We start from the raw sequence: 23,462 nt of genomic DNA on the forward strand, positions 1-23,462 counted from the left end.
TTATAAAAAAGATGAACCGAAATATCTTAATAAAGAAGGGATTTTGGTTTATCTTATTGTAGTAATAAAGCAAGCTGTATATTAAGTAAATCAAAAATTTATATAACATTATTTCTAAGCAGATTGAAAATTTTGTTTGATGAATTTATTAACAAGGTAATTTAAAAATGAAGAAGCGCCATTCCAAAAAATTTTGATTAAAATAAAGGATTGAATACACATGAGACTTCTAGAATTTATCTTTACGATTTTGCCTATAGCCCTTTCGCCGGGTGCAAGCTTTACTCTAGCTATATCTAGTATAGCTTCTTCAGGTTTTAAGGGATTAAAAAAAGTTATTGTAGGTACTTCCTTAGGCATATTGACACATTCAATATTTGCAGGGATAGGAGTCTCATTGATTGTATTAAGTAGTCCACTTTTATTGAAAATAATAACCGTTATTGGTTCATTATTTTTAATTTATCTTTCCGGCATTTTCATCATCAGTGCATTAAAACAAAATAAAATGAATGCTTCGGATAAAGAAGTATTCATAAAAGATGCTTATTTATTAAATGTTCTTAACCCTAAAGCTATTTTGCTTTATTTAACAATTGTTCCTGGATTTATTACGAGTAAAGAGAATATATTGTTAGAATTTACTTTTTTATCGCTGATTCATATTATGATTATTAATTGTTAGTATGACCATTATATTTTTACGAAATAATAGGTTCTATCTTGTGACGAATATCATCAGTTTTATAGGCGCTTATTTTTGCTTTATCTGGCAGTACAGCAGTTACTATCAATATTTTAATCATTTTTAAAGCATACATCACCATCAAGTTAAAATAAATTTGTATCCATATAGCAAAAAAATCGCTATTCTTTTTGTAGAAATATGCAGAAAGGATGGCATTTTTTATGAATCTTTCGATTCAAGATGAGCTTCAATTATTCACTGAGGAATTATATCAATATTTTACTTCTTCATTTTTAGAAAAGCTTGCTAGAGAATTAGATTTTGTTCAACGAAAGCGTAAGTTTTCAGGGCAGGACTTAGCCACTATCTGTATTTGGGTGAGTCAACGGATTTTTTCATTTTAGGGGAATCTTGTTTTGTTAGCTTGATAAAGTTACTAGTGATGCATTATGTATTTGTTCAGCCACAAAAATAGCCTGTGGAGAAGACTTTCTTCACAGCCCGAGAAAACACTTCTCTTAAGATAGAGAAGTGTTTTCCTTCATTATTGATTTGAGCTAAAAGATTGTGATTTTTTTGCCTCTGATTGTGCATTTTGTTTTTTTACTGCATGCACATCCGTTTCAGTTGCAAATTCTGTACCATAACTAGCATTTGCACTTTGTGCACCTGAGGCTTGTGCTTTCTTTGCTTCTGATTGTGCATTCGCTTGTTTTACTGCTTGTACATTTGTTTCAGTTGCGAATTCTGTACCATAGCTAGCATTTGTACTTTGGAGGCTAGCTCCAGAAGTTGTCTTATTATAACCTTGTTGTTTTTTATTCATCTTTCTCACCTCCACAATCAATAATATAACCAACCCATTTAATAGCTATTCTTAATTTTATTTTTGTGATACCGCCATATGCCCATCAACTTAAGAAAAATAAATGCACCAAAACGAAAAAAAAGAGCTGACTTTTCAAAGTAACTACCTGTAGAGAAAGAAAATTTTCGTTTAAGTGTATTTCAAAACCTTAGCTTGATGGGCATGGGGTCTCGTCCAAATTTTAACAAAAATATACGCTAAGCAAATACGACGAAAAAGAACAAGCTTTTCTAATCCCAAAAAGCTTGTTCTTTTTCGTCATTTATTGAAACAAATCGATATTACTAAAAGACTTTAACATTAGTTTCTATTTTCCTCTGTCTCATTATTAACGTTAAAATGAGCAAAATCACACTTAAAAATGCCATCATGAGAAATACCTTATGATCATCGTGAGAAATGTCACGTGTGATACCTGTCAAGATAGGAATAAGTCCACCCATAATATATCCACCTGATTGCATCATGGCAGTCCATGCACTTGCATCTTCCGATGTTTTTGTTTCATCCAATGGCAGCATAAGTGCTAACGGAAATAGGCCTCCAAGCCCTATTCCCACTAAAACAGCAGAAATCCATGGTGTAGTCAATGAATATATGATAAAAAACAAACCTATAAGTACAAAGAAAATGCTACCTAATAACCAAAGTGTTCGATTCTTATAATAATCTGCTGAGGTTGGGATTACAAAACTACATACCATTTGAACAAACGTAAAGACGGTAATAAGAGTTCCTGCTTGTTGACTACTTACTCCCATACTTTGAAATGTTGGAGCCATCCAAGTGGTAACAGAATAAAAAATACCCGATTGTAATCCGAAAAAAATTGTAAATAACCATGTTTTCTTATTTTTCAATTGCAATACATTATTTCGTTTGTTATGTGTTTTAATACTCTTATTCTGTTTCATAATGGGATACCAGAAGATAAGAGCAACAATAGTAAATACACTCCAAAACGCAAGTGCCATATTCCAAGAGCCTTTCAATATATGTTGTAATGGAATGGTGAAACCTGCACTTAAGGAAGCACCCGTTCCCATTCCAACTGAATATACTCCAATCATCAAACCAATCTTAGTAGGGAATTTATCCTTAATAAATCCAGATAACAATGGGCCTGCAATTGCTTTTTCGGTTCCCCACCGCTTGTTCACTTGACCTGTAAACAATGCAAATATCCCCATACATAAAACAGGAATTGATGTTAAAAAACTAACGGTAAAATTAATCAGATTTAAATCCTGACGAATTGTTTCTAATAAAGGTGAAATAGATGTAATACCTATACGTAAATTAATAGAAACAATAAATAGTGTCAAAGTGTATATATATGTTCGTTTTAAATTTACCAATTTTCATACTCCTTTTTTAGAACACTAAAATTCAGTATATCATCTGATGTTTAATGTTGTATTTATTTACAAAGTCGCTTCAACAACAATATTCGTAAACTCTCTGAAAGTGCTTCTACTTCAATTACACGTTCTAATGTCTCTTGATTATATTTGTCATAAAATTTCACATGATTTATTTGTAAAATCGATACTCTCTTGGGATTAGACTCAACGAGTTATAAATTTCCTTTCTTGTAGCACTCGACTTATCGCTGTTGAGATAATCGTCTTTCCTTAACTTATATGTTCAACTTTTCCAATATTAATGAATTTACTTTAAACTTAGTTTTAGAGATTTCTACATACTATTTTTAAAATTGAGTATATCATCTGATGTTTATAGATAAATAAGGAGCTTACTTGAGCGCCAAGTTTTGAATGGAATACTTCTGTGCCTCTTCTACATTTTGATTTAAGATAGCCAAGAAAAGCTTTTCATGAATAACAGAGTTGTCTTGATAATTGGTTGTATTTAATATCAATTGGCTCAGGATATGACGAAGGGCAGGCACAAATGATTGATACAAATCTAACAGAACCTGATTCTTGCTTGCTTTAGCAATAGAAAGATGAAACTGGATGTCTGCTTCTATATATTCCACATAATTTCCATCTTGAAGAGTTTGATTTCGTTTATTTAGATAACTTTTCAGATGTAATAGATCTTCCTCATTTCTACGTTTTGCAGCTAAGATAGATACTTCTTTATCTAACATTAGTCTCGCTTCAAATACATGGTCTATGTTCGCATTTTGCAATCGGTTTTCAAACGAATTTTGTGAGGGACTTAACGATATAATATGAGTACCTTGTCCTTGTCGAACCTCAAGTATACCTGCATGCACTAAAATCTTAATGGCTTCTCTCAATGTAGAACGTCCTATACCTAACTCCTCCATCAATTGAGGCTCCGTTGGAAGTCGATCTCCTACCTGATATTCACCAGAAAAGATTCTTTCTTGTAGCTGTTCTAATACTTCATCCACTAATTTCCGACGTGTAACTTTTGAAAAAGAATCTTTATGCTTTATATTCATCTGCTCATCTCCTCATCTCCTGTTTTTATTAATTTATCTTAACCAATTTATTCTCTTTTGACAATGTCGCTTTTACCCAGTTTTACCTTGCGCGTATACCTGCATAATGTTTTGTTATCTCAAAAACCTTCGTTTCGTTTTTGTTACAGGTAGTGTGGATTGACGTCATTTATAAAATATATAATTATAAGGATCTATCCGAAAATAATTGAGTACACATTCTTTTTAAAAAAATATATAGTGGAAAGTGAGAAAATAAATTTATGATGACTCATATCGTGGAATCTATGGAGTATAATCAAACACCGGATGGTTTACGAAATGAAATTTCTATAATTTTACATAGGATATAGCCAAATATTTGTCCAATGCCTGAAGAAATAATTCCAGAAACTCATGAAAAAGAGCTCAATGTACGCTCATTTTACATCTGTATAGATAAAAAACTGGTCAGTTATAGAGGGGTAGTACGTAAAACTATCATTTATCATGGACAAATTTTTAATATAGCTGGGTTTAGTTGTATAACAACTGATCCAGACTATCGTGGACAAAGAATTGGTTTACAAACAGTGGCTACAGCTACTCGATGGATTAAGGAGCAAAGTGAAATAAATTTTGGTATATTCACTTGTGAACCATCTTTAGCTGAGTTTTATAAACATGCTGGTGCTTGGTCTGTTGTGCCACATATAACCCTTATTGGTAGTAAAGATGAACAGGCTTTATTTAGTGAACGCTTAGGAATTGTCGTTTAATGCGTTTTTTTCAGAAAAATCCAAGGATCATGAATCAGTATTACGCAATACTACTATCAATCTTGATTTTCCAGTTGGTCAGTTTCTATAAGAACATAACACCTATACGTATAAAATCTTTATTTAAGTAAAAAAGTCTGAGTTTAAAATCAGACTTTAGCCCCATTATTCATACAGCATGTATATATTAATATAACTATTAGTTTAAATATTCATGAAGGAGTATTTACATGTTGAAGCGTATAGTTTTTATGAGTATAACTGGAATTATCTTCATGAGTTCGTTAACAGGTTGTAGCTATATTGGAAAGCTTTTCACAGAAACGTATTATGTAAAAATTGAAGGTCAGGGAACCAAAGAAAGATATGCATTCCAATACACCTTAAAGGATTTAAAGAAAATGGAAAAGAGAAAACAATCCAATTTGTTACAAATGATGATAAGCCAATTAAAGAAGGAACATATTTAAAAGTTACGGCAGATGAAGATAAAGGTGCTAATAAACAAACACCTGATAAAATTTCATTAATTAATAGTTATGAAGAAGTTAAAAGTGAAGATGTACCTCAAAAAATAAAAGAGAAATTAAAATAAAGTGTGTACAGAGTCATAAAATAGATTTCGGAATGTTAGTTTATCATTTTTAAATCCCATATTACTAATTTAACTTAAAAGCGAATAGTCAGGCAAAGGCCGATTTTCCTTATCATATAGGAAATCGATTTTTTGAATTATGCTTAGTGAGAGAAATTGGCTTTATATTCCTAAAAAATGTCTTATCGTGAGTTTTATACCATTTGGTTGACGTCACCCTATACAAAAAAACAGTAAATAGGAATATAATCCAGGGTATGACCTATTTTTACACGTATTTCGGCTGAACCCCAAGTTGATAGACATGCGGTTGAACCCCAAAATAACAAGCAAAGAGTCCCTTCAAATTTTGAAGAGACTCTTTAGTATATAGAAATTAGCTTTTACCCAAGATAATATCTCTTGAAAGGGGGCATTTTTATGTTGCTCAAGTTTATTGAGGAGGTTTCGTTTGAAGCAACTTTAACCCCATTCCAATAAAAATCATTCCTGTTACCTTATTTAGAATCATTCCTATCTTTTGGTTTCCTCTTAATTTTTTTGTGACATACGAAGAGAAATAAGCAACAAATAAACACCACAATAGTCCAGTTACTGTAAAAGTAAGCCCTAAAATAATAAAAGGCACAGGGCCTGAAGCCTTTGTATCTATAAATTGCGGAAGAAACGCAATAAAGAATAAAGAAACTTTTGGATTTGTAAGACTTGTTAAAAGTCCTTGTAAATATATCTTTCTAATGTTCAATTTATTGGATGAATCTTGGAAAGCTACATTTGTCTTATCAAGTATCATTTTAATCCCTAGATATACAAGATAGATAACGCCTATAACCTTAATGGTGTTAAATAGCAAAACAGATTTTGTTAGTATAATAGATAAACCAAAAGCAACCAATAATGTATGAACTAAAGAACCAGTAATAATACCCAAAACAGAATACACACCTGCTTTTCTACCTTGTGAAATACTTCTCCCCACAATATACATGGTGTCTGCGCCAGGAATTAGATTTAATAAAATCCCTGTTAATAAAAACACTTCATAATTAATAATACCGTACATTTTTGCACCCCTATCTATTTTTTGGTACCTTTATTGATATTAAAGTAAATAAAAGAAAAATAAAAGTATTTTCTATTTATTCAAGAAAATCAATAGCTTTTTGATTTACAACTTGAGGAAGGGAAACATCCAAATACAGTAGAGGATTATTCCCGTCATATTTATAATTTTCATCAATGGTTGAGAATAATCTAGGTATTAGCATTTTACCGGAAATGATTATCCCTAAAGGATTAGACTCAATAAAAGCTATACCATTTAAATTAAAACAAACTAGAACCATAGGATTAGCTATTAGAACGCCAATTTCACCTGCAGTTAAAAAATCCACTGAGATTACTGTGAATTGGGCTATAAACGTGGGGCTATAGTTGGAGAAGAATTAAGCTTTTGGTTCTGTTTGAAGACTTCTTCTAAGTTTATTTTGCAAGCCAGCCTACATCTCACAATTGATATAACTACTATGAAAAATGTTTAAATAAAAAAATCCTTTTACGCTTGAACTGTACCCTATAAAATGTACATTTTAATAAAAAAGCCCTGAAAAATCAAGCACTTAAAAGATGGTTCCGATATTCGATCGGAGCCATTTTTTTAATGTCCACTGATAACGATTATAATTATACTCCTCCATATACTCCTTTATGTTAAGCTCAAGGGATTCAAAGGTTTGACAATCTTTGTAATCTAATTCATCTTTCATATGACCGGTGCATTGTCTAAACAATTGCCCCTACGGGACATAGATTGTCTGATTCCCATTTCTCTTACGCGTTTTTGAAATTCAGGGTGTGTATAATGAATACCTTGGTCTGAATGTAGAAGCGCTTCAGGATGGATGACTTCTCCTAATCTCTCGTGTTGTGCTGTCTTTTACACATGATAAATAAGCCTTCTTTCCTTTTTCATAAAATAAATAGGTAATATCCGTTAACATACTTTTTTCAGGCTCTTCTTGATTGAATTGGCGTTTTAAAAGATTCAAACATGTTTTATGTTCTTGTGTCGCTTTTGCGATGTGTTTATAAGGATTCGTTCGGCGAATTTTTGTCACAAGATTATATTTACGCATAATACGGTAAATACGCTTGAGATTCATACAAATTCCTTTTGTCTTTTCCAACACCATTTTGATAGAACGACCACCACATGTTTTTCCTTTTCGATTAAAAATTTCTTGGATCCATTCATAATCTGTTTCATCATTGCGTTCTTTTTCTAGATGTTTATCTGTCTGATGAATCCACGCATAGTATCCACTCCGACTTACTCCAGCCAGTGTGCAAAGGTAACGCACCATACGTGGGAATTGGAATCGACGTATGGTTTGTTCAATCAGTGCGTATGTTTCTCGTGGTGTTAACGCTTCTTCTGTAACGCCTGCCTTTCGAGTTCGTCTAACTTTTTTAGGAATGTCAATTCCGCTTCTAAGAACGCAATACGTGCTTCCGCTTTCTTTAATTTTTCATCAGAAGAGAGAGGTTTGTCCGAAGGGCATCCCGTGCTTCCTTTCCCGCGGCGTTCTGTATAAAAGCCTTTTTCACCAAATTGTTCAAAAGTTCTTTGCCAACGTTTCAAGCATTGTTTTGGTTTCTTCTCACTAATCACAGCTAAGTCAAACCCATTCTCTAAAAAGATTTGGCTAGGACCTTTTCCTTGTTGATTTTCTTTTACCGCTCTTATTTTGAAATCTGGACAATAGCTAATCGAACGTTCCGACGCTTTTACTACATTTTTATTTTTTCTAGCTGTTTCATTTGAATCTCGTTAAAAATAATTTTACTCATTCTCCGTACCTCATTTCTATCGTTGGTTCCATTATAACGAGGTTTTTTTGATAAAAATACACAAAAACCCCGAATCATGGGGCTTTTTTTAAGTGTCCATGATTCGGGGTACAGTTCAGGATTAAAATGTCTTGTTCGACTAAAAAAATATCGTTCATATAAAGGGACTGTCGGGAAATTCGCTCCTAATATTTTAAAACGTAATTTTCAAGCATCAAAACCAAATGAAAAATGGGTAACAGATGTGACAGAGTTCCACTTACATGGTAAAAACTATATCTATCACCCATTTTAGACTTATATAACGAGGAAATTATAGCTTACAACATAGAACATAGACCTGCGTATTCCCTTGTCTCTAAAATGTTAAATAAGGCGTTTCAACGTTTGAATGATAAGGAAACTCCTATTTTACACTCGGATCAAGGTTGGCATTATCAAATGCGACAATATCATCAGTCGCTTAAAAAACATAACGTTATCCAAAGTATGTCCCGTAAGGGAAATTGCTTAGATAATGCAGTCATGGAAAATTTCTTTGGCTTATTAAAGTCCGAATTACTTTATCTTAAAGATTTTGAAAGTATGGAACAATTTAAGCAAGAACTAGAAACTTATATTCATTATTACAATCACAACAGAATTAAAACAAAACTAAAAGGATTGTCCCCTGTGCAATACAGAGTTCAATCCTTAGTAGCTGCTTAATATATTTGTCTAACTTTTTGGGTTCAGTTCATGAATGCCTGTTATTTTTATTATTATTTGGTGATGTACTAGAGAATGTTAATATGCGATTTAATCCCTTTTTAGTATATGGCATGAAATAATTAAGGATTATCCCCCCTAAACAAACGGTTAATAAAGTTCCAACGCCAATTGGTCCATTTAAAATCATTGCCATTATCAAAAATAAGAGATAAATGAATGTTCTTGAAATAAATATATTTGTTCTAGTTAATTCTTGTATGATTAATGTTAGTCGATCAACTGGAATTGGTGCGAAATTAGTATGTAAATATATCGCAGTTCCTAATCCTATAATAACTAAACCTAATCCAAAACAAACAAATTTGCTGTACCATAGTTCGGGTGTTGTCAAATTGTGCAATAAAAAAAGCCACATATCAATGCCAACACCTGTTATAGATGCTGTTAACAACCCTAAAAATTCTGGTCTTTGTCTTTGTAAAATCGAATTACAACATATCAATAATAAAGCTATTATTATTTCCCAACTTCCCACAGTAAGCCCCACATTTAAAGAAAGCCCTACTAAAAGCGCATCAAAAGGTGAAGTTCCAAGATCTGATTGTATTGTGAAAGAAATACCAAGGGTTAATATTAAAATTCCTAATACATAAAGAACAAACTTCATTTTTATCAACCTCTTTATCGTTATTTTTGTTGCATTTACAATAAAAATAATTTATATTAAATGTAAATTTAAATTGTTGCATTTGCAATAAAAAATAAACAATAAGGAGTTCATTATGAAGGAAATTCTTCGTGAAATTGGAATGATTGCAAGGGCATTAGATTCTATTAGTAATATTGAATTTAAAGAATATGAGCTTACAAAAGGTCAATATTTGTACCTTGTGCGAATATGTGAAAACCCAGGAATCATTCAAGAAAAGTTGTCTGAGATGATAAAAGTAGATCGTACAACAGCAGCCCGTGCTATCAAAAAGCTTGAAATCAATGGATTTATCGAAAAGAAAGAAGATGAATCTAACAAGAAAATCAAAAAACTTTTCCCGACAGAAAAAGGGAAAAATGTCTATCCTTTTATTAAAAGAGAAAATGATTATTCAAATACTGTTGCATTAGAGGGATTTTCCGAAAAAGAAGCGGAAACTATTTCTAATCTCCTTCAAAGAGTAAGAAAAAATATAGAAAAAGATTGGGAATTTGTAAAAAAGGGAAATAAGAGAAATTATTGATTATTTAAAGGAGCGAACTATTTAAATGACTACAAATATAGAAAAGTGCACCCTTGAAGATATACTCAAACTTCAAGAAATTAGTTATGAAACATTTAATGAGACATTTAAACATCAGAATTCACCCGAAAATATGAATAACTATTTGGAAAAGGCATTTAACTTGAAACAATTAGAAAAAGAATTATCCAATACCTCTTCGCAATTCTTTTTTGTCTACTTTAACAAAGTAAATCGCCGGATATCTAAAGGTCAATACCGATGATGCTCAGTCTGAAGAAATGGACGATGAATCACTTGAAATCGAGAGAATTTATATAAAGGGCTCATTTCAAAGACATGGTCTTGGTAAATATCTACTAAATAATGCTATTGAAATTGCAATAGCACAGAATAAAAAGAATATCTGGCTAGGGGTATGGGAGAAAAATGAAAATGCTATTGCTTTTTATAAGAAATTAGGATTTGTACAAGCTGGCTCTCACTCCTTTTATATGGGCGATGACGAACAAATTGATCTTATAATGATCAAAACACGCATATAACTTTTTTGAAAGGTGGGCTATTATGTATATTCCAAAGTATTTTAAAGTCACAAATGTTGATGAAATTTGGGATTTTGTTCAAAAAAACTCTTTTGGAACAATCGTCACAACAAAAAAAGAAAAACCAATCGCAACTCATTTGCCCATTGGGTTAACTAAAAAAGGTGATGACTATTTTATTACTGGACATATGGCTTATGGGAACCCCCAGTGGAAAACATTTGAAACTTGTGAGGATGTTCTTGTAATGTTTCAGGGACCACACTCTTACATCTCTTCTTCTTGGTATGGACATGAAGAAGTTCCAACATGGAATTATCAGGCCGTCCATGTATATGGTAAAGCAAGCATTTTAGATAAAGAGGAATTAATAGAAGAATTAACAACAATGCTGAAAAAATATGAAGAGAATCGGGAAAATCCAGTATTATGGGATAAACTTTCTCCTGATCTCTTAAAAAGTGAACTAAAAGGTATAGTTGGATTTAAGATTAAGGTGAGAGACATTCAGGCTGCATATAAATTAAGTCAGAACAGAAATGAAACGGATTATATCAACATCATTGATAAATTAAAAAATGAAGGAAATCCAGATTCGAAACAAATGGCAGAAGTAATGGAAAAGAGATTGAAGAAGCACATATAACCCCATCTTTATTCAACTCTTAGCTAAAAAGAAAGAATTAAAGAAATTAACCGCCATATTGGTCCATTCTCTTCAGCTTATGAAAAATTGTGTTTGAAGAAATTAGGCTTTAATTGAAGAACTTAGCGCAAAAAATTATCGAATTTTCTATAAAATGATGATTCAAATAATATAGAAAAAGCGTGTTTTGATCAATCTTTTTTTCAATACAAGCTTTTTCTATTTGTTCTTTTATCAAGGGTTATTAAGCTAATTTAATCAGACTTTATTATAAGGCTACAGCAACCACTTTATTTAGTCTCTCATATTTCCAAACGTTGACCAAAAAATATAAATATGGTATGTTTACTTTAGATTAGTTATATATTGAATGCATATTCAGTATATAAAAAGTATAGTACTTAATTAAATTGCATAAACTAAAAAAGACGAGATGCTGTCAACATCCCGTCTCATAACTGCTACTGTCAAGGTGGTTGTTATTATGCATTATCTTTTTCTTTTAGACCCACGCTTGTACTTTGGTCGGTGAAGCGCGGGTTTTTTGTTGTCTTTTTTTTCAAATTGCTTTCTCAGTGCGTATGCTGAAACCTCACGCACAACTGCTCTTGCAATTTCTTTTAAAAGTTCAAACAAAAATTCCATGTTATATCACCCCCTTTCCTTCCGAATGGAAAGAAGGGATAATAACAAGCCCACCTTCACACGATATACAGTTATAGTTCTATTTTACCATACTTCAACACTCTAAAATAGAAAATCCGTCCAATTTTAGTCTGTATATAATCTTTTAGTTAAGGAGTTTTATAAGATTTTAGTTTACTATAATCTAAATATGTATACTATATTTCTTGGATTTTTCATAATTGATCTTAGTTTCATACGCTATTTTTTGAGAATATAAACTTCAAATAAAAGTTGTATATTTATTGATATATTCCGCGATTTATATCTGCCCAAATTCTCTAGCATACCCATAGGCCTACTAAGTCCATATGAAATCTTTGTATTTATAATCCTGGTATCATTACCTCTCATATCTTTCTTTTCACTTTTTTCATTTTAAATAAAACGCCCTTGTAATTACCCATCAAACTTTCCTTTATTATCCATATTTTATATATAAACCCTTGTTTTGTAATTAAAGTTAATTTTTTTGGAATGCACCCTAAAATCGACCTCTCAAATTCTCTTGTAAGAGACATCAGCACTTTAGGTAATGCAATTAGACTTGAACAATAAAAAACTTCCTAAAAACAAAAATAGACCCCTTAGAATATTTTTGTTTTTAGGGGTCTATTCTCTCTAAAAGCTCTATTCTTCTATGTCTTCTTTTACTTCTGCGGATAAAATGTCTTCAGCAAACTTCTTGTAGCCATTATACCCTTTTTTTGCAGCCTTTTTCTTTATTGCTTCTACTACTTTTTCATCAAGATAGAGACTTAAATGCTGCTTTTTCTCTTTCGATTCCTCTTTTGATCTGTTTTCAATTCTTTCTTTGAAAATTTCCAAATCCTTTTTTAAGTACAATCGTTCAGTAGATTTCCCTTTAGCAATCTCTTTAAAGGGCAATATCCCGTCTTTAGCTGCATTATGAACGTAAGTCTTTGACTTATTTAGAAATTCAGCTGCTTCTTTTAATGTTAAAGAGTCTTTGTATAATTCCTCTAACTTTTTTACATCTTCTTGCTCAAAACGATATCCACCATCTGCTTTCCAGGTAGCCAGATTGATAGGTTCGATCTGTTTATACTTAATTAAATAGCCTAATTGATTTTTTGTTAAACCTACTCTATCGCATACCTCTTCTAAAGATAAATAGTCCATTTCTCACCTCATCCGAAACTTTCATTCTAGCTGTTCTTTAAATTTTCTTAGTTGATACTTTGTTAAACCTGTTTCTTTTACTACATCTTTGATTGAGTACTCCTTATACTGAAGATACTTAAATGGATTTTTCATATAACGTTCTCGTACCTTATTAAATGTACTCTTTTTCGATAAAGAATTCAATTGCTCTCCTTTCTCTCGGATGGAATCGAAAATGGGACAACCTTTACAATGTTTGTAGTTTCTCTGTTTTGCCTGTTCTTGCTCATCTGTACAATTCACTGATAGGTTGTTCAGAGGGCAAATTGAACAATGGGTATCTTCTAAATTATGGATTTCTTGTAAAATTTTCAGACGAAGACTAGTCAAAAAAATCTCCTCCTACCGCATTTGGATTGAAATGTACAAAAAAATCAATTAAACATTTCCATTATACATCTTCTAAACAGAAACGTTAAATATTAAGGTAAAAATATATATTTAAACATTTCATTCTATACCACAATAAATAATGCATTTATTGTGGTATAATTAGAATCATAAAAAAATATATAAAAACATTTGTTTAATATTTCATTCTATAAAAGGTTGTGTTTAAATTTGAATATTATAAATTATGAACATAATAACCAACTTGTAAAATCAAAATCAGATTTTTTTGATAGCAGTCACTTTGAAAAAATTATGGGTTTGGGTATCCGTAATATAGACTACTCCCAATTAAGTGAAGAATCATTAGTTTATTTATTTTTACACGATGAGCCTTCTTTAACGAAAAAAAGAAGTGAGCGAACAAAACAACAGTATCTGCATGATCTTTCTCATTTTCTTCGTTACATAAAAGAAACAATCGGAACCATCCAGGAGTTATCCCATAATGATATGGAAATCTACTTCTATGAATTAAGTAAGAAATATGCGGCCACTACATTACGTAAAAAGAAAACAGTAGTTCAGCAGTTTTTAAAATATGTGCATGATAACAACGGACTCTCAGACAACTTTAGTAGTCGCCTTAAAAAAGTATCCGTAAAAAAAGAAGAGCTAGTCAATCGTGACCTTTATCCAGAAGAAGTTACCCAGATATTAGATGAACTGAAAAAATCCAACTATTTTGTTTACACTGCATTTTTTCTGTTAACTACAACAGGACTACGAATCGAAGAAATCGCAACTGCAAAATGGGCAGATTTGGTCTTCCATTCATCTTTAAGTGCCTATCTACTTCGTGTTGTTGGTAAAGGGAATAAAAGTAGGGAAGTTCGCATCTTTGAAGATACATTGGATGCTTTATGCCATGTTCGAAGTTTACGTAAACAAACAACAGAACTAGATGCATCGAGTACCTCCGCTTTTCTCCCTAAAGCTGATGGATCAAATTATCGAGCGGACTATCTCTCTTCTCTTTTGGCCAAAAAAATAGAAGAAATAAATTTAGATTTTCTGCGTTACCGACAGGATAGAATCACTCCTCACACTTGTAGGCATTTCATGGCTAATTACTTAATGGAAAAGGGTGTTGAACTAAAAAAAATAAGGGACTATTTAGGGCATGAATCTATCATGACTACAGAACGTTATTTAAGAGAGCGTACAAGACGTCAAAACTTGGCCACAATAGATATAGGAAATTCATTATTTTAGTAAGTATATATAATAGGAAGAAACTCGATTTAATGTTTCGATTTCTTCCTGTTTTTTTGCTCATAGAACGCTTAATATTTCTCTATCATCATAACATTTAAACTAATTATTACAAATAAAATTAAATTATGACTTATTATTAGTCATTAGGACACAATTTACCTTTTCTGTTTTACACTAACTTTATAAATCAGAAAGGAAAAGGTGATGATATGTCCCATCTAAGCAAACGACTTGCTGAATTGAGAAAAAAACAAGGATATACCCAATCCGATATATCACATCGCCTAAACATCGCTCGTACTACTTATGCAAATTGGGAATATGGGAAAGCTGATCCTGATGCAGATTCGATTATGCGGATTGCAGAGCTACACAATATCACCATAGATGAATTGTTTGGAAGAAATAATCCTCTAGAAAGTAAATTAGAATCCATTAAAGTAGCATTAGCAGATCTACCTGCTGAAAAGCAACAAGAAGCGCTAGATGTTCTTATCGATTATACATATTTCATTAAAAAGCACTTTAGTAAATGATATTTATAGTGCTTAAATAACGACATTTCTAATATAAGGTAGAAAAATTAAGTTTGAAATCCATGAAAAGGTATGTGTTTGGATCATCCAGCCATACCTTTTTTATATTTGTGAATACTACACTTTACATTACAATCTAAGTACAATGGATTGTTAAAACTGAAGACATCGGTAACAACTAATGTCTTATTTAATGCATCAAACTTATGATGTTGACAATCTTATATAGTATAACTCCATCTTTATAATGACAGAGATCAATTTCTTCCCTTGTCTGCATAGAACATATTAACATTTGATTTTGTATGTTTCGGAAAAATAAATAGCAATACACTGTATTATTTTCACAAACAAGAACATTTGTTCTTATTATATTCCTACTCAAGCTATATAATCAAGTCATTTTACGAAAACACGTTCGTTTTTTTCAAAGGAATTATGTATTTTTCTTGAATTTATATTTATTTATACAGAAAAATGGATATTTATGTGCTAAAATGAATGTGATATGAAATATTGCTAATATATTTGCCATTGTAAAAGTTGTGTTAGTAGAATCATGTTGGTTTAAGTCAAAGAAAAAGACATCTATATAGATGTCTTTTTCTTTGTAATGTACTAAGAAGAATATTCTTATTTAACTAATTGCTGCTGGATTTCCTTAATTAAAAGTTCAGCTCCTTCAGGGCTAAGAACAATTTGACCACTAGCTAATGATATTTTTCTTTCTGAAATATCACCAGTTATTACACAAGCATCGTAAGATTTATATTTTTGTAAAATGATTTTTTCATCTTCTACAAATATTTCTACAGGCTCTTTTTCTGCAATTCCTAACGTTGTTCTTAACTCTTTTGGAAGAACAATCCGCCCTAATTCATCTATTTTTCGTGTAACACCTGTTGATTTCATGTTAATACCATCCTTTTATTTTTAGTTACTACTCGCCTATGAACAAGTGGATTAAATGATGTTTTTCTAGTAATCTAACACAAATTCAGTTTTTCTAATAACCAGTCTTGCACTTCATCTTTTAGGTCTATACATACATCAATAGTTCCAAGTATTACACCTTTTCCAATAAGGTTTATATCTACAGACATTGCTACCTTTACTGTCTTAATTTCATATGTAACTGTTTCAATGTGTTTTTTTGGAACACGGATAAATTTAATTAAACCTGAGGTTTCTACATATCTTTCTGTAATTTTAATTTTATTATCTTTCCAAGAAAACTCCGTATCTGTAACTGTTTTAGGATTTTTTGTTCCAAATAAGCCCACAAGCAATAGACCTCCTATATAGTAATATTACAACTTTATCATATAGATAGTGATATTTATAGGGGGACATAACCCAAATTCAAAAATTTTAAGGTAATGGAAGGAGGCCTACTATGAAAAGAAAAATTCATAACTAACATAGGGAGTACCACTCCCATCAAGCTAAAATTTTGAAGTTTCATTAACCATTCTTACTACCATACAGAAATTATCTCTTAGCTCTTGCTAGAGCTTTTTCTATGCATATTTTTAATTGCATCTTGAGTATACACACGTTATAATAGTCACCAGATTACATATAACGAGGTGCAAAAAATGAATAAGACAGAATTGACAAAAGTAGTAGCAGAAAAAGCAGAACTTACACAAAAAGATGCAGCTGCAGCAACACAAGCAGTATTAGATGCGATAACAAGTGCACTAGCTAATGAAGAGAAAGTACAAATCCTTGGATTTGGTACATTTGAAGTACGCGAAAGATCTGCACGTACAGGACGTAACCCACAAACAGGTGAAGAAATGCAAATTGCGGCTTCAAAAGCACCTGCTTTTAAGGCTGGAAAAGAATTAAAAGAGGCAGTGAAATAATTATATATAGTCAAAAGGGTTTGATATTTATATCAAACCCTTTTTTAATAGCCTTTTTGTTCATAAAACAAAAAATATCATCCAAAGTTTATATAAATAATATAGATTCCCCAAAGAATGTAACCAACTTGTGTTACGATAAACATTGTAAGCTCGAAACCAGTGAGTTTTCTTTCTCTTTTTATTTTTCGTAAATACAGATAGAAACTAAAAGTAGATAAAAACATTAATGATATAGAAGCATTATATATATTCTCTATTATAGTGATAACTGATTCACTCCTCACTTGAAAATTAATGCGTATAGAATAAGCATAGCATATAAAAGTTTGACTTACTTCAAATACACTTTTTATCAACATAATCCAATTAATATTTTCACATTTTAAAAAGAACTGATAAAAAGAGATTCTTATTTTGGTAAGTTTTCTTACAAGGTGCCAGATTAATTTGAACAGCTCCCTGTCAAGTAGACAGTGGAAATAATAAAAAAGACTTTAAGCGGCTTGAGCCCTGTATTCTAATGGGCTTAAGCCGTTTAATGTTTCTTGGTAACGTTCATTATTGTAAAACTGGATATAATTATCTATCGCTTGTTGTAACGCTTCAAATGTCTCATACTTATGTAGATAATACTTTTCACACTTCAACGTCCCCACAAACGATTCCATTGGTCCATTATCTATACATTTTCCTACACGTGACATGCTATGAATCATTTTTGCTTTTTCTATTTTTCTCTTAAACCCATGTGATGTATATTGATACCCTCGATCACTATGAATCAATGGATGTTCATTCTCTTTTAATATAGTGATAGCTTGATCCAATGTTCGAAATACCAATTTATTATTGTTTGGATGCCCCAAAACATAACTAATAATAGAGCCATCGTAAAGATCTAAAATGACACTTAAATACGTTTTCCTTCCGTTTCCTAATTTGAACTCCGTGACATCTGTTACCCATTTTTCATTTGGCCTGCTGGCAGTAAATTCAAGATTGAGTCGATTTTCAGCGACATATTGCGCAGATGAGGGAACATAGCGCTTTCTTTTCCGACGAATCACGGACTGTAATCCAGTGATGTGCATTAAGCGATAAATACGTTTGTGATTAAACTTTTTATGATATAACCTATTAATATTTAATTTCATTCTTCGGTACCCATAAATGCCTCCTACTCGTGCATAAATAGCTTGAATATCCTGAAGAATTGCTTCATTCCCTAATTCTCTAGCTGTTGGCGTACGCTGTAGCCATTTATAATAAGCAGCACGAGATACACCGGAAATTTCACATAAAAGGATTACTGGCAAATTTTCATTCGCATGTAAATCTTGAATCGCTCTATATTTATTTTGTAGACGAACGCTTGTTAACGACGCCTCCTTTCGAGTTCTTCTAACTTTTTTAAAAAAGCATTTTCTGCACGTAATCGTTCATTTTCTCGTTCTAAACGTTTCATTTCCAGTTTAAACTTTTCTTCAGCTGTTAATTCATATTCTTCTTTCTTTCGACCGCGTTTATCTTGTAGTGCTTCTTCACCATTCGCTTCAAACTTTCTTGATCCATTGATATACTTGTTGATAAGAAACTTCATAACTTTCGGCTGTGAGCTGATAGTTTTTCTGATGTTGTATACAGTAATTTACAATTTGAATTCGTTCTTCTAACGTTGTTTTTCTTCTACTTGTCATAGAGTTTGTCATTCCTTTACCGGTATCATTTAGTTCTCTATGACTATTATACTTTTTAATCCACTTTCTCAAAACCGCAGTACTGGATATATTGTATTTTTGGATAACCTTGTTTAACGAATCGTGTCCTGATAGATAATCATTGACGGCTGCTAACTTTAACTCTTTTGAGTAACGCTTCCAAGAAAGTGCTTCTTCTAGGCCGTCTTCACCTTTCACTTCATACCTTCTTTTCCAATCTCTAATCGTCCCAGGATCAACAGAAAACTTTGCCGTAATGTCAGCTATTGAGTGATGACCATCTTTATAAAGAGCTAAAATCGCCAATTTTTCAGCTTTAGAATATTTCATTCTAGCCATAAAAAATACTCCCCTTAGTTGAACTACCCCCACTTTCACTTCGTTTAGAAGAGGGGGATTCCTAAGTAAAGAGTTCTATCGAACTCTAATTTATTAGGCTAACCCCGCAGTCCTTGCGGTTAGAAGCCTTATCGCTTCATTCTTTAGATTGATACTTGCGTTAATATCCCTATCATGGTGTGTACGGCAAGAAGGGCAATCCCATTTACGTAGGTTCAGATTTTTAACATCTTTGTTTTGATATCCACAACAAGAACATAATTGGCTGGAAGCAAATGTTTTCGATACGACAATGACTTGTTTGCCGTACCATTTTGCTTTATATTCCAACATGCTTCGAAACTGTGACCATGATACCTCACTAATTGCTTTTGCTAACTTATGATTTTTTAACATATTCGATACTTGCAAATCCTCTATACCAATAACATCGTGGTTTTTGATGATTTCAGTCGAGATTTTGTCCAAGTAATCTTTTCTAGCATTTGCCATGTATTCATGAATTCTAGCTACCTTTACTCGCTGTTTATTCCAGCGAGAAGATCCTTTTATTCTTCTAGAAAGAACACGCTGTGCTTTCGCCAACTTCTCTTCTAATGATCGAAAAAACTTCGGATTTTTATAGATTGTTCCATCTGACAAAATGGCGAAATTTTTTAGTCCTACATCCATTCCAATGGAAGATTGTGTTTTCGGAAGTTCTTGTACTTCTGTTTCAACTAACAAGGACACAAAGTATCTGCCAGAAGGATTCCGTCTAACTGTACCATTTACAATACGTCCCTTTACTTCGCGACTCTTGGCAAATCGAACAAGACCTAGTTTCGCAACTTTATCTTTTCTCCTACAATGGCAATGTTTTCATTTGTTTGTTTTGTGATGTAAGATTGTACGTTGTTTTTCTTAGATTTGAAACGCGGGGCACTAGTTTGTTTTTTGAAAAAGCGTGTATAAGGGGTACGGAAACGATTCTAGGTATGAGGGGACACCTTGGAAAAATATTCAAATTATTATGATGAATATAAACAAGATACCTATCTACAGATAGGTTTTTATTTTACAATGAAGATGGTTGAATATTGAAACATATATAGATTCTAGGGGGATTAGTTATGCCTAGTATTCAAGATACGATATATCCAAGAATCAAACATAATCTAAGTACGGAAGATTTAAGGAGTGTATATACACCAACCAGAAGTGAAATAGAATGGACAAGTATGAAAACAAAAGGAACATTACAGCAACTAGCATTACTAATTTTGCTAAAGACTGTACAAAATCTTGGCTTTTTTACACGTATTTCAGATATACCACCAATTATAATTAAACACATTGCTCAGTCCGCTCAATTACCTATCCCTATTGAAACCGAATGGGAAACATACGGTAAAACACGTACTATAAAAAGGCATTATCATTTTATAAGACAATATCTAAAAATTCAACAATTCGATCATAATGCTCGTCAAATCATGATTGATACAATGAAACATGTAGCCGGAAGCAAAGATGATCCAGCCGATTTAATTAATGCAGCTATTGAAGAGTTAATACATCAAAGATATGAATTACCTGTTTATAACACTTTTAAAGAAGCGGCTAATGAGATAAGACGCAAATCGTATCGTTTAATTTATGAGCAAGTATATGAATCCTTACATGAGCAACAATTACAATAGATAGACTATTTATTTCAAACAGAACCTGGCACCTTTTATAGCCCATGGAATCGCCTCAAAGAAGATGCCAAACGTGCCTCTTTATTTCATTTAAAAGAGTTAATTATGAATCACGATTGGTTACTACAGCAAAAAATACCTGTTCACCTTCTCGAAAGTTTTTCTTCAACCAAAATACAACAAATGGCCGCTGAAGCCAAAACGTTAGATGCTTATCGTATGTCAGAAATAGAAAAGAAGAAAAGATATACGTTGGCTATCTCTTTGGTTTCTGTACAAACATCACGGGTACTAGATAATATTGGTGAAATGCTAATCAAACGTATGATGAGTATCCACAAAAAAGGACGTGAATTTTTACACGATTATAAAAAGCAGACACAAAAACGAACGGATTCCTTAGTAGCCACTTTACAGCATGTACTGATGGCCTATCAAACGGAAGGAATGCCTGAAGAACGTTTACAAGCCATCCAACAAATACTTGGAGATAAAGAAGATCAAGTATTACAAGATTGCGAGGATCATCTAGCGCTTAGTGGAGATAATTACTATTTGTTTTTACAAAAATTCTTTAAAAGTCATCGCTCTACACTATTCAAAATTTTAGAGGTAGTTCCTTTACGGGCAACAAATCAGGATTCATCTATAGTAGAAGCCATTCGATTTCTATTATCTCATCAACATACCAGAAAAGAATGGATATCAGTCGCTCATATAAAGAAGATTGGACTGTGGAAAAGGGAAGTGACACCTCTTCTGAACTTGTCCTGGATACCTGATGGTTGGTGGAGATGGTTAAGCCCTAAAAAGAAAAGAGACGTTGTTCCAGAGGAACTGAATCGTCGGCATTTTGAAGTATGTGTATTTTCACAAATTATGTGGGGTTTGAAATCTGGAGATTTATATATTGAAGGAAGTGAAAAATATGCAGATTATCGAAAACAACTGATTTCATGGGAAGAATATGAAGAGAACCTTGAAGAATTTTGTAATCAATTAAACTTACCTAGTTTAGGTTCAGATTTCACAAAAAAGATACATGATGACCTTCAACAAGTTTGTCATAATACTAACAAATCTTTTCCGCATAATCAGCAAGTCCGAATTGAAAAAGGCGAAGTAGTAATTGGAAAACTAAAAAAGAAGAAGGTTCCCCCTGAATTGAAAGAGCTTGAAAATTATATTGTGTATAATTTAGAACCGATTAACGTTCTAGATATGTTAGCAGATACAGAGTACTGGCTCAATTGGACTCGTTTCTTTGGACCTATTTCAGGATATGAGGGCAAATTAGAAAATCATGTTGAACGTTATGTAACAAATACATTTTGCTACGGATGTAACTTAGGTCCTACTCAAACAGCTCGTTCAATACAAGAAATAGATCGAAAACAAATTGCTTGGATTAATCAAAGACATGTAACAGTTGAAGATTTAGACAAAGCAATTCGATATATTATTAATGCTTATAATCGTTTTGAGCTTCCAAAATATTGGGGAGATGGAAAAAGTGCATCAGCAGACGGAACGATATGGAATGTCTATGAACAAAATCTTTTATCTGAAAATCATATTCGATATGGAGGTTATGGAGGCATTGGATATTATCATGTTTCCGACACATATATTGCTTTATTTAGTAATTTTATTCCTTGTGGCGTTTGGGAAGGAATACATATATTAGATATTTTGATGAATGAAAAGGTAGATATTCAACCTGAAATTCTACATTCGGATACACAAGGACAAAGCACCACAGTCTTTGGGTTAGCTACTTTATTAGATATTCAGTTAATGCCTCGCATTCGCAATTGGAAACAATTAAAATTATTTCGCCCCAATGCACAAGAAAATTATGAACATATTAATGAACTATTTTCAGGGGAAATCAATTGGAGTATGATTGAAAATCACTACCCAGATATGCTTAGGATCGCGATGTCAATCAAAGCTGGTAAAATTACTCCATCTACTATATTGAATACACTAGGTACATATAGTAAGAGAAATAAATTATATCAGGCATTTTGTGAATTAGGCAGAGCTATTAGAACGATGTTTTTGTTACAATTCATGTCTAATGAAGAATTACGACGTACCATTCAATCTGCTACAAACAAATCTGAAGCATTTAATGGGTTTACAAAGTGGCTCTTTTTGGTGGGGAAGGCATTATATCTGAGAATAATCGTGAAAAACAGAAGAAAATTATTAAGTATAATTACCTGGTTGCTAATTGCCTTATTTTTTATAACGTATTTTCCATGTCTAAGCTACTTCACGAGTACGAGAAACAACAAGAGGGGTTTAATAAAGAATTGATTTGTTATTTGAGTCCTTACATGACAGCGCACGTAAATCGATTTGGAAAGTATCATATTGATTCAAATCGTGAACCTGACAAACTACCGTTTGATCTTTCTGTATCTTCCAAAGACATGGTATTTACTTAAAAATTGTATACTAAAAACCGTAGGAATCAATTATTCCTACGGTTTCA

The 23,462-nt window shown here is 32.2% G+C and carries 22 protein-coding genes and 8 pseudogenes; 15 read left to right on the top strand and 15 right to left on the bottom strand.

Annotated elements, in window-relative coordinates; translation table 11 throughout:
* Window positions 1–220 precede the first annotated feature (220 nt).
* Both ACO6VI_RS28560 and ACO6VI_RS28565 read left to right on the top strand, forming a co-directional pair.
* Entirely contained in the window at window positions 221–685 is a 465-nt protein-coding gene (locus ACO6VI_RS28560) for a LysE family translocator (protein WP_422424732.1), read from the top strand.
* A 224-nt stretch (window positions 686–909) separates the two neighbouring features.
* A pseudogene (locus ACO6VI_RS28565) lies at window positions 910–1,086 on the top strand (IS4 family transposase); the annotation flags it as partial.
* A gap of 146 nt (window positions 1,087–1,232) precedes the next feature.
* Here ACO6VI_RS28565 and ACO6VI_RS28570 read toward each other — a convergent pair.
* The 4 genes from ACO6VI_RS28570 to ACO6VI_RS28585 all read right to left on the bottom strand — a co-directional run bounded on the left by ACO6VI_RS28570 (window position 1,233) and on the right by ACO6VI_RS28585 (window position 3,993).
* Window positions 1,233–1,514, bottom strand: a complete 282-nt coding sequence (locus ACO6VI_RS28570) for a gamma-type small acid-soluble spore protein (protein ID WP_422424734.1) — start codon at window positions 1,512–1,514, stop codon at window positions 1,233–1,235.
* 326 nt (window positions 1,515–1,840) lie between these two features.
* Window positions 1,841–2,914 carry a CynX/NimT family MFS transporter gene (locus ACO6VI_RS28575; protein WP_422424736.1) on the bottom strand — a complete coding sequence of 358 codons (1,074 nt, stop codon included), beginning with the start codon at window positions 2,912–2,914 and terminating at the stop codon, window positions 1,841–1,843.
* A gap of 62 nt (window positions 2,915–2,976) precedes the next feature.
* Window positions 2,977–3,102, bottom strand: a complete 126-nt coding sequence (locus ACO6VI_RS28580; protein ID WP_422424764.1) for a 3-alpha domain-containing protein — start codon at window positions 3,100–3,102, stop codon at window positions 2,977–2,979.
* A 210-nt stretch (window positions 3,103–3,312) separates the two neighbouring features.
* Entirely contained in the window at window positions 3,313–3,993 is a 681-nt protein-coding gene (locus ACO6VI_RS28585) for a FadR/GntR family transcriptional regulator (RefSeq protein ID WP_422424737.1), read from the bottom strand.
* Between the two features lie 263 nt (window positions 3,994–4,256).
* Here ACO6VI_RS28585 and ACO6VI_RS28590 point away from each other — a divergent pair.
* The 3 genes and pseudogenes from ACO6VI_RS28590 (at window position 4,257) to ACO6VI_RS28600 (ending at window position 5,346) form a co-directional block, all read left to right on the top strand.
* Window positions 4,257–4,842: pseudogene (locus tag ACO6VI_RS28590) on the top strand (GNAT family N-acetyltransferase).
* Between the two features lie 139 nt (window positions 4,843–4,981).
* Complete coding sequence (locus tag ACO6VI_RS28595) at window positions 4,982–5,221, top strand: hypothetical protein (protein WP_422424739.1); 240 nt, start codon at window positions 4,982–4,984, stop codon at window positions 5,219–5,221.
* Window positions 5,170–5,346, top strand: coding sequence for a hypothetical protein (locus ACO6VI_RS28600; protein ID WP_252367754.1), 177 nt, complete (start codon window positions 5,170–5,172; stop codon window positions 5,344–5,346). The genes ACO6VI_RS28595 and ACO6VI_RS28600 overlap by 52 nt, the downstream gene beginning before the upstream one ends.
* A gap of 433 nt (window positions 5,347–5,779) precedes the next feature.
* Here ACO6VI_RS28600 and ACO6VI_RS28605 read toward each other — a convergent pair whose 3' ends face one another.
* The 3 genes and pseudogenes from ACO6VI_RS28605 to ACO6VI_RS28615 form a co-directional block, all read right to left on the bottom strand.
* Window positions 5,780–6,409, bottom strand: a complete 630-nt coding sequence (locus tag ACO6VI_RS28605) for a LysE family translocator (RefSeq protein ID WP_422424740.1) — start codon at window positions 6,407–6,409, stop codon at window positions 5,780–5,782.
* A 76-nt stretch (window positions 6,410–6,485) separates the two neighbouring features.
* Window positions 6,486–6,740: a hypothetical protein gene (locus ACO6VI_RS28610; RefSeq protein ID WP_140160128.1), complete on the bottom strand. Its 255-nt coding sequence runs from the start codon at window positions 6,738–6,740 to the stop codon at window positions 6,486–6,488.
* A gap of 217 nt (window positions 6,741–6,957) precedes the next feature.
* Window positions 6,958–8,196: pseudogene (locus ACO6VI_RS28615) on the bottom strand (IS3 family transposase).
* 118 nt (window positions 8,197–8,314) lie between these two features.
* Between ACO6VI_RS28615 and ACO6VI_RS28620 the strand changes: the two are divergent.
* Window positions 8,315–8,904 (top strand): annotated as a pseudogene (locus ACO6VI_RS28620) (IS3 family transposase); the annotation flags it as partial.
* 28 nt (window positions 8,905–8,932) lie between these two features.
* On the opposite strand, the gene ACO6VI_RS28625 reads toward ACO6VI_RS28620, so the two are convergent.
* On the bottom strand, window positions 8,933–9,574 hold the full coding sequence (locus ACO6VI_RS28625) for a YczE/YyaS/YitT family protein (protein ID WP_088119826.1): 642 nt from the start codon (window positions 9,572–9,574) through the stop codon (window positions 8,933–8,935).
* A 115-nt stretch (window positions 9,575–9,689) separates the two neighbouring features.
* On the opposite strand from ACO6VI_RS28625, the gene ACO6VI_RS28630 reads away from it, so the two are divergent.
* From ACO6VI_RS28630 to ACO6VI_RS28640, 3 genes and pseudogenes are all read left to right on the top strand, one after another.
* Window positions 9,690–10,142 carry a MarR family winged helix-turn-helix transcriptional regulator gene (locus ACO6VI_RS28630; RefSeq protein WP_422424742.1) on the top strand — a complete coding sequence of 151 codons (453 nt, stop codon included), beginning with the start codon at window positions 9,690–9,692 and terminating at the stop codon, window positions 10,140–10,142.
* 25 nt (window positions 10,143–10,167) lie between these two features.
* Window positions 10,168–10,687, top strand: a pseudogene (locus ACO6VI_RS28635) (GNAT family N-acetyltransferase).
* A gap of 22 nt (window positions 10,688–10,709) precedes the next feature.
* Window positions 10,710–11,333, top strand: a complete 624-nt coding sequence (locus tag ACO6VI_RS28640) for an FMN-binding negative transcriptional regulator (protein WP_422424744.1) — start codon at window positions 10,710–10,712, stop codon at window positions 11,331–11,333.
* A gap of 489 nt (window positions 11,334–11,822) precedes the next feature.
* Here the strand turns inward: ACO6VI_RS28640 and ACO6VI_RS28645 are convergent, their stop codons facing one another.
* From ACO6VI_RS28645 to ACO6VI_RS28655, 3 genes are all read right to left on the bottom strand, one after another.
* On the bottom strand, window positions 11,823–11,978 hold the full coding sequence (locus ACO6VI_RS28645; RefSeq protein WP_000394778.1) for a hypothetical protein: 156 nt from the start codon (window positions 11,976–11,978) through the stop codon (window positions 11,823–11,825).
* 669 nt (window positions 11,979–12,647) lie between these two features.
* Window positions 12,648–13,160, bottom strand: coding sequence for a helix-turn-helix domain-containing protein (locus ACO6VI_RS28650; RefSeq protein ID WP_327926496.1), 513 nt, complete (start codon window positions 13,158–13,160; stop codon window positions 12,648–12,650).
* A gap of 21 nt (window positions 13,161–13,181) precedes the next feature.
* Window positions 13,182–13,532, bottom strand: a complete 351-nt coding sequence (locus ACO6VI_RS28655) for a zinc-finger domain-containing protein (protein WP_422424746.1) — start codon at window positions 13,530–13,532, stop codon at window positions 13,182–13,184.
* A gap of 231 nt (window positions 13,533–13,763) precedes the next feature.
* Here ACO6VI_RS28655 and ACO6VI_RS28660 point away from each other — a divergent pair, with 231 nt between their 5' ends.
* Window positions 13,764–14,807 carry a tyrosine-type recombinase/integrase gene (locus ACO6VI_RS28660; RefSeq protein ID WP_422424748.1) on the top strand — a complete coding sequence of 348 codons (1,044 nt, stop codon included), beginning with the start codon at window positions 13,764–13,766 and terminating at the stop codon, window positions 14,805–14,807.
* Window positions 14,808–15,019: 212 nt separating this feature from the next.
* Window positions 15,020–15,346, top strand: a complete 327-nt coding sequence (locus ACO6VI_RS28665; RefSeq protein ID WP_422424750.1) for a helix-turn-helix transcriptional regulator — start codon at window positions 15,020–15,022, stop codon at window positions 15,344–15,346.
* Window positions 15,347–15,979: 633 nt separating this feature from the next.
* Here the strand turns inward: ACO6VI_RS28665 and ACO6VI_RS28670 are convergent.
* On the bottom strand, window positions 15,980–16,258 hold the full coding sequence (locus ACO6VI_RS28670) for an AbrB/MazE/SpoVT family DNA-binding domain-containing protein (protein ID WP_422424751.1): 279 nt from the start codon (window positions 16,256–16,258) through the stop codon (window positions 15,980–15,982).
* Between the two features lie 74 nt (window positions 16,259–16,332).
* A complete protein-coding gene (locus tag ACO6VI_RS28675; RefSeq protein WP_422424753.1) occupies window positions 16,333–16,629 on the bottom strand; it encodes a hypothetical protein in 297 nt (98 codons plus the stop codon).
* 315 nt (window positions 16,630–16,944) lie between these two features.
* Here ACO6VI_RS28675 and ACO6VI_RS28680 point away from each other — a divergent pair, with 315 nt between their 5' ends.
* A complete protein-coding gene (locus tag ACO6VI_RS28680; RefSeq protein ID WP_199697692.1) occupies window positions 16,945–17,217 on the top strand; it encodes an HU family DNA-binding protein in 273 nt (90 codons plus the stop codon).
* Window positions 17,218–17,714: 497 nt separating this feature from the next.
* Here the strand turns inward: ACO6VI_RS28680 and ACO6VI_RS28685 are convergent.
* Together ACO6VI_RS28685 and tnpB are read right to left on the bottom strand one after the other, a co-directional pair.
* Window positions 17,715–19,277 (bottom strand): annotated as a pseudogene (locus tag ACO6VI_RS28685) (IS3 family transposase).
* 93 nt (window positions 19,278–19,370) lie between these two features.
* Window positions 19,371–20,230: pseudogene (gene tnpB, locus ACO6VI_RS28690) on the bottom strand (IS200/IS605 family element RNA-guided endonuclease TnpB); the annotation flags it as partial.
* A 159-nt stretch (window positions 20,231–20,389) separates the two neighbouring features.
* On the opposite strand from tnpB, the gene ACO6VI_RS28695 reads away from it, so the two are divergent.
* From ACO6VI_RS28695 to ACO6VI_RS28705, 3 genes and pseudogenes are all read left to right on the top strand, one after another.
* Entirely contained in the window at window positions 20,390–20,959 is a 570-nt protein-coding gene (locus tag ACO6VI_RS28695) for a DUF4158 domain-containing protein (RefSeq protein WP_422424755.1), read from the top strand.
* A gap of 1,221 nt (window positions 20,960–22,180) precedes the next feature.
* Window positions 22,181–23,277: pseudogene (locus ACO6VI_RS28700) on the top strand (transposase); the annotation flags it as partial.
* 3 nt (window positions 23,278–23,280) lie between these two features.
* The gene (locus ACO6VI_RS28705; protein WP_422424766.1) at window positions 23,281–23,415 is read left to right on the top strand and encodes a hypothetical protein; all 135 of its coding nucleotides are present in this window, start codon (window positions 23,281–23,283) and stop codon (window positions 23,413–23,415) included.
* Window positions 23,416–23,462 lie beyond the last annotated feature (47 nt).

Source organism: Bacillus sp. PSXD-155 (genome assembly GCF_049310765.1).
GTDB lineage: Bacteria > Bacillota > Bacilli > Bacillales > Bacillaceae_G > Bacillus_A > Bacillus_A cereus.

Coding starts and splice junctions, on each gene's coding strand:
- ACO6VI_RS28595 (WP_422424739.1), top strand. CDS start 4,982: ATGTTGAAGCGTATAGTTTTTATGAGTATAACTGGAATTATCTTCATG.
- ACO6VI_RS28680 (WP_199697692.1), top strand. CDS start 16,945: ATGAATAAGACAGAATTGACAAAAGTAGTAGCAGAAAAAGCAGAACTT.
- ACO6VI_RS28585 (WP_422424737.1), bottom strand. CDS start 3,993: ATGAATATAAAGCATAAAGATTCTTTTTCAAAAGTTACACGTCGGAAA.
- ACO6VI_RS28665 (WP_422424750.1), top strand. CDS start 15,020: ATGTCCCATCTAAGCAAACGACTTGCTGAATTGAGAAAAAAACAAGGA.
- ACO6VI_RS28560 (WP_422424732.1), top strand. CDS start 221: ATGAGACTTCTAGAATTTATCTTTACGATTTTGCCTATAGCCCTTTCG.
- ACO6VI_RS28650 (WP_327926496.1), bottom strand. CDS start 13,160: ATGGACTATTTATCTTTAGAAGAGGTATGCGATAGAGTAGGTTTAACA.
- ACO6VI_RS28605 (WP_422424740.1), bottom strand. CDS start 6,409: ATGTACGGTATTATTAATTATGAAGTGTTTTTATTAACAGGGATTTTA.
- ACO6VI_RS28640 (WP_422424744.1), top strand. CDS start 10,710: ATGTATATTCCAAAGTATTTTAAAGTCACAAATGTTGATGAAATTTGG.
- ACO6VI_RS28695 (WP_422424755.1), top strand. CDS start 20,390: ATGCCTAGTATTCAAGATACGATATATCCAAGAATCAAACATAATCTA.
- ACO6VI_RS28625 (WP_088119826.1), bottom strand. CDS start 9,574: ATGAAGTTTGTTCTTTATGTATTAGGAATTTTAATATTAACCCTTGGT.
- ACO6VI_RS28630 (WP_422424742.1), top strand. CDS start 9,690: ATGAAGGAAATTCTTCGTGAAATTGGAATGATTGCAAGGGCATTAGAT.
- ACO6VI_RS28570 (WP_422424734.1), bottom strand. CDS start 1,514: ATGAATAAAAAACAACAAGGTTATAATAAGACAACTTCTGGAGCTAGC.
- ACO6VI_RS28670 (WP_422424751.1), bottom strand. CDS start 16,258: ATGAAATCAACAGGTGTTACACGAAAAATAGATGAATTAGGGCGGATT.
- ACO6VI_RS28645 (WP_000394778.1), bottom strand. CDS start 11,978: ATGGAATTTTTGTTTGAACTTTTAAAAGAAATTGCAAGAGCAGTTGTG.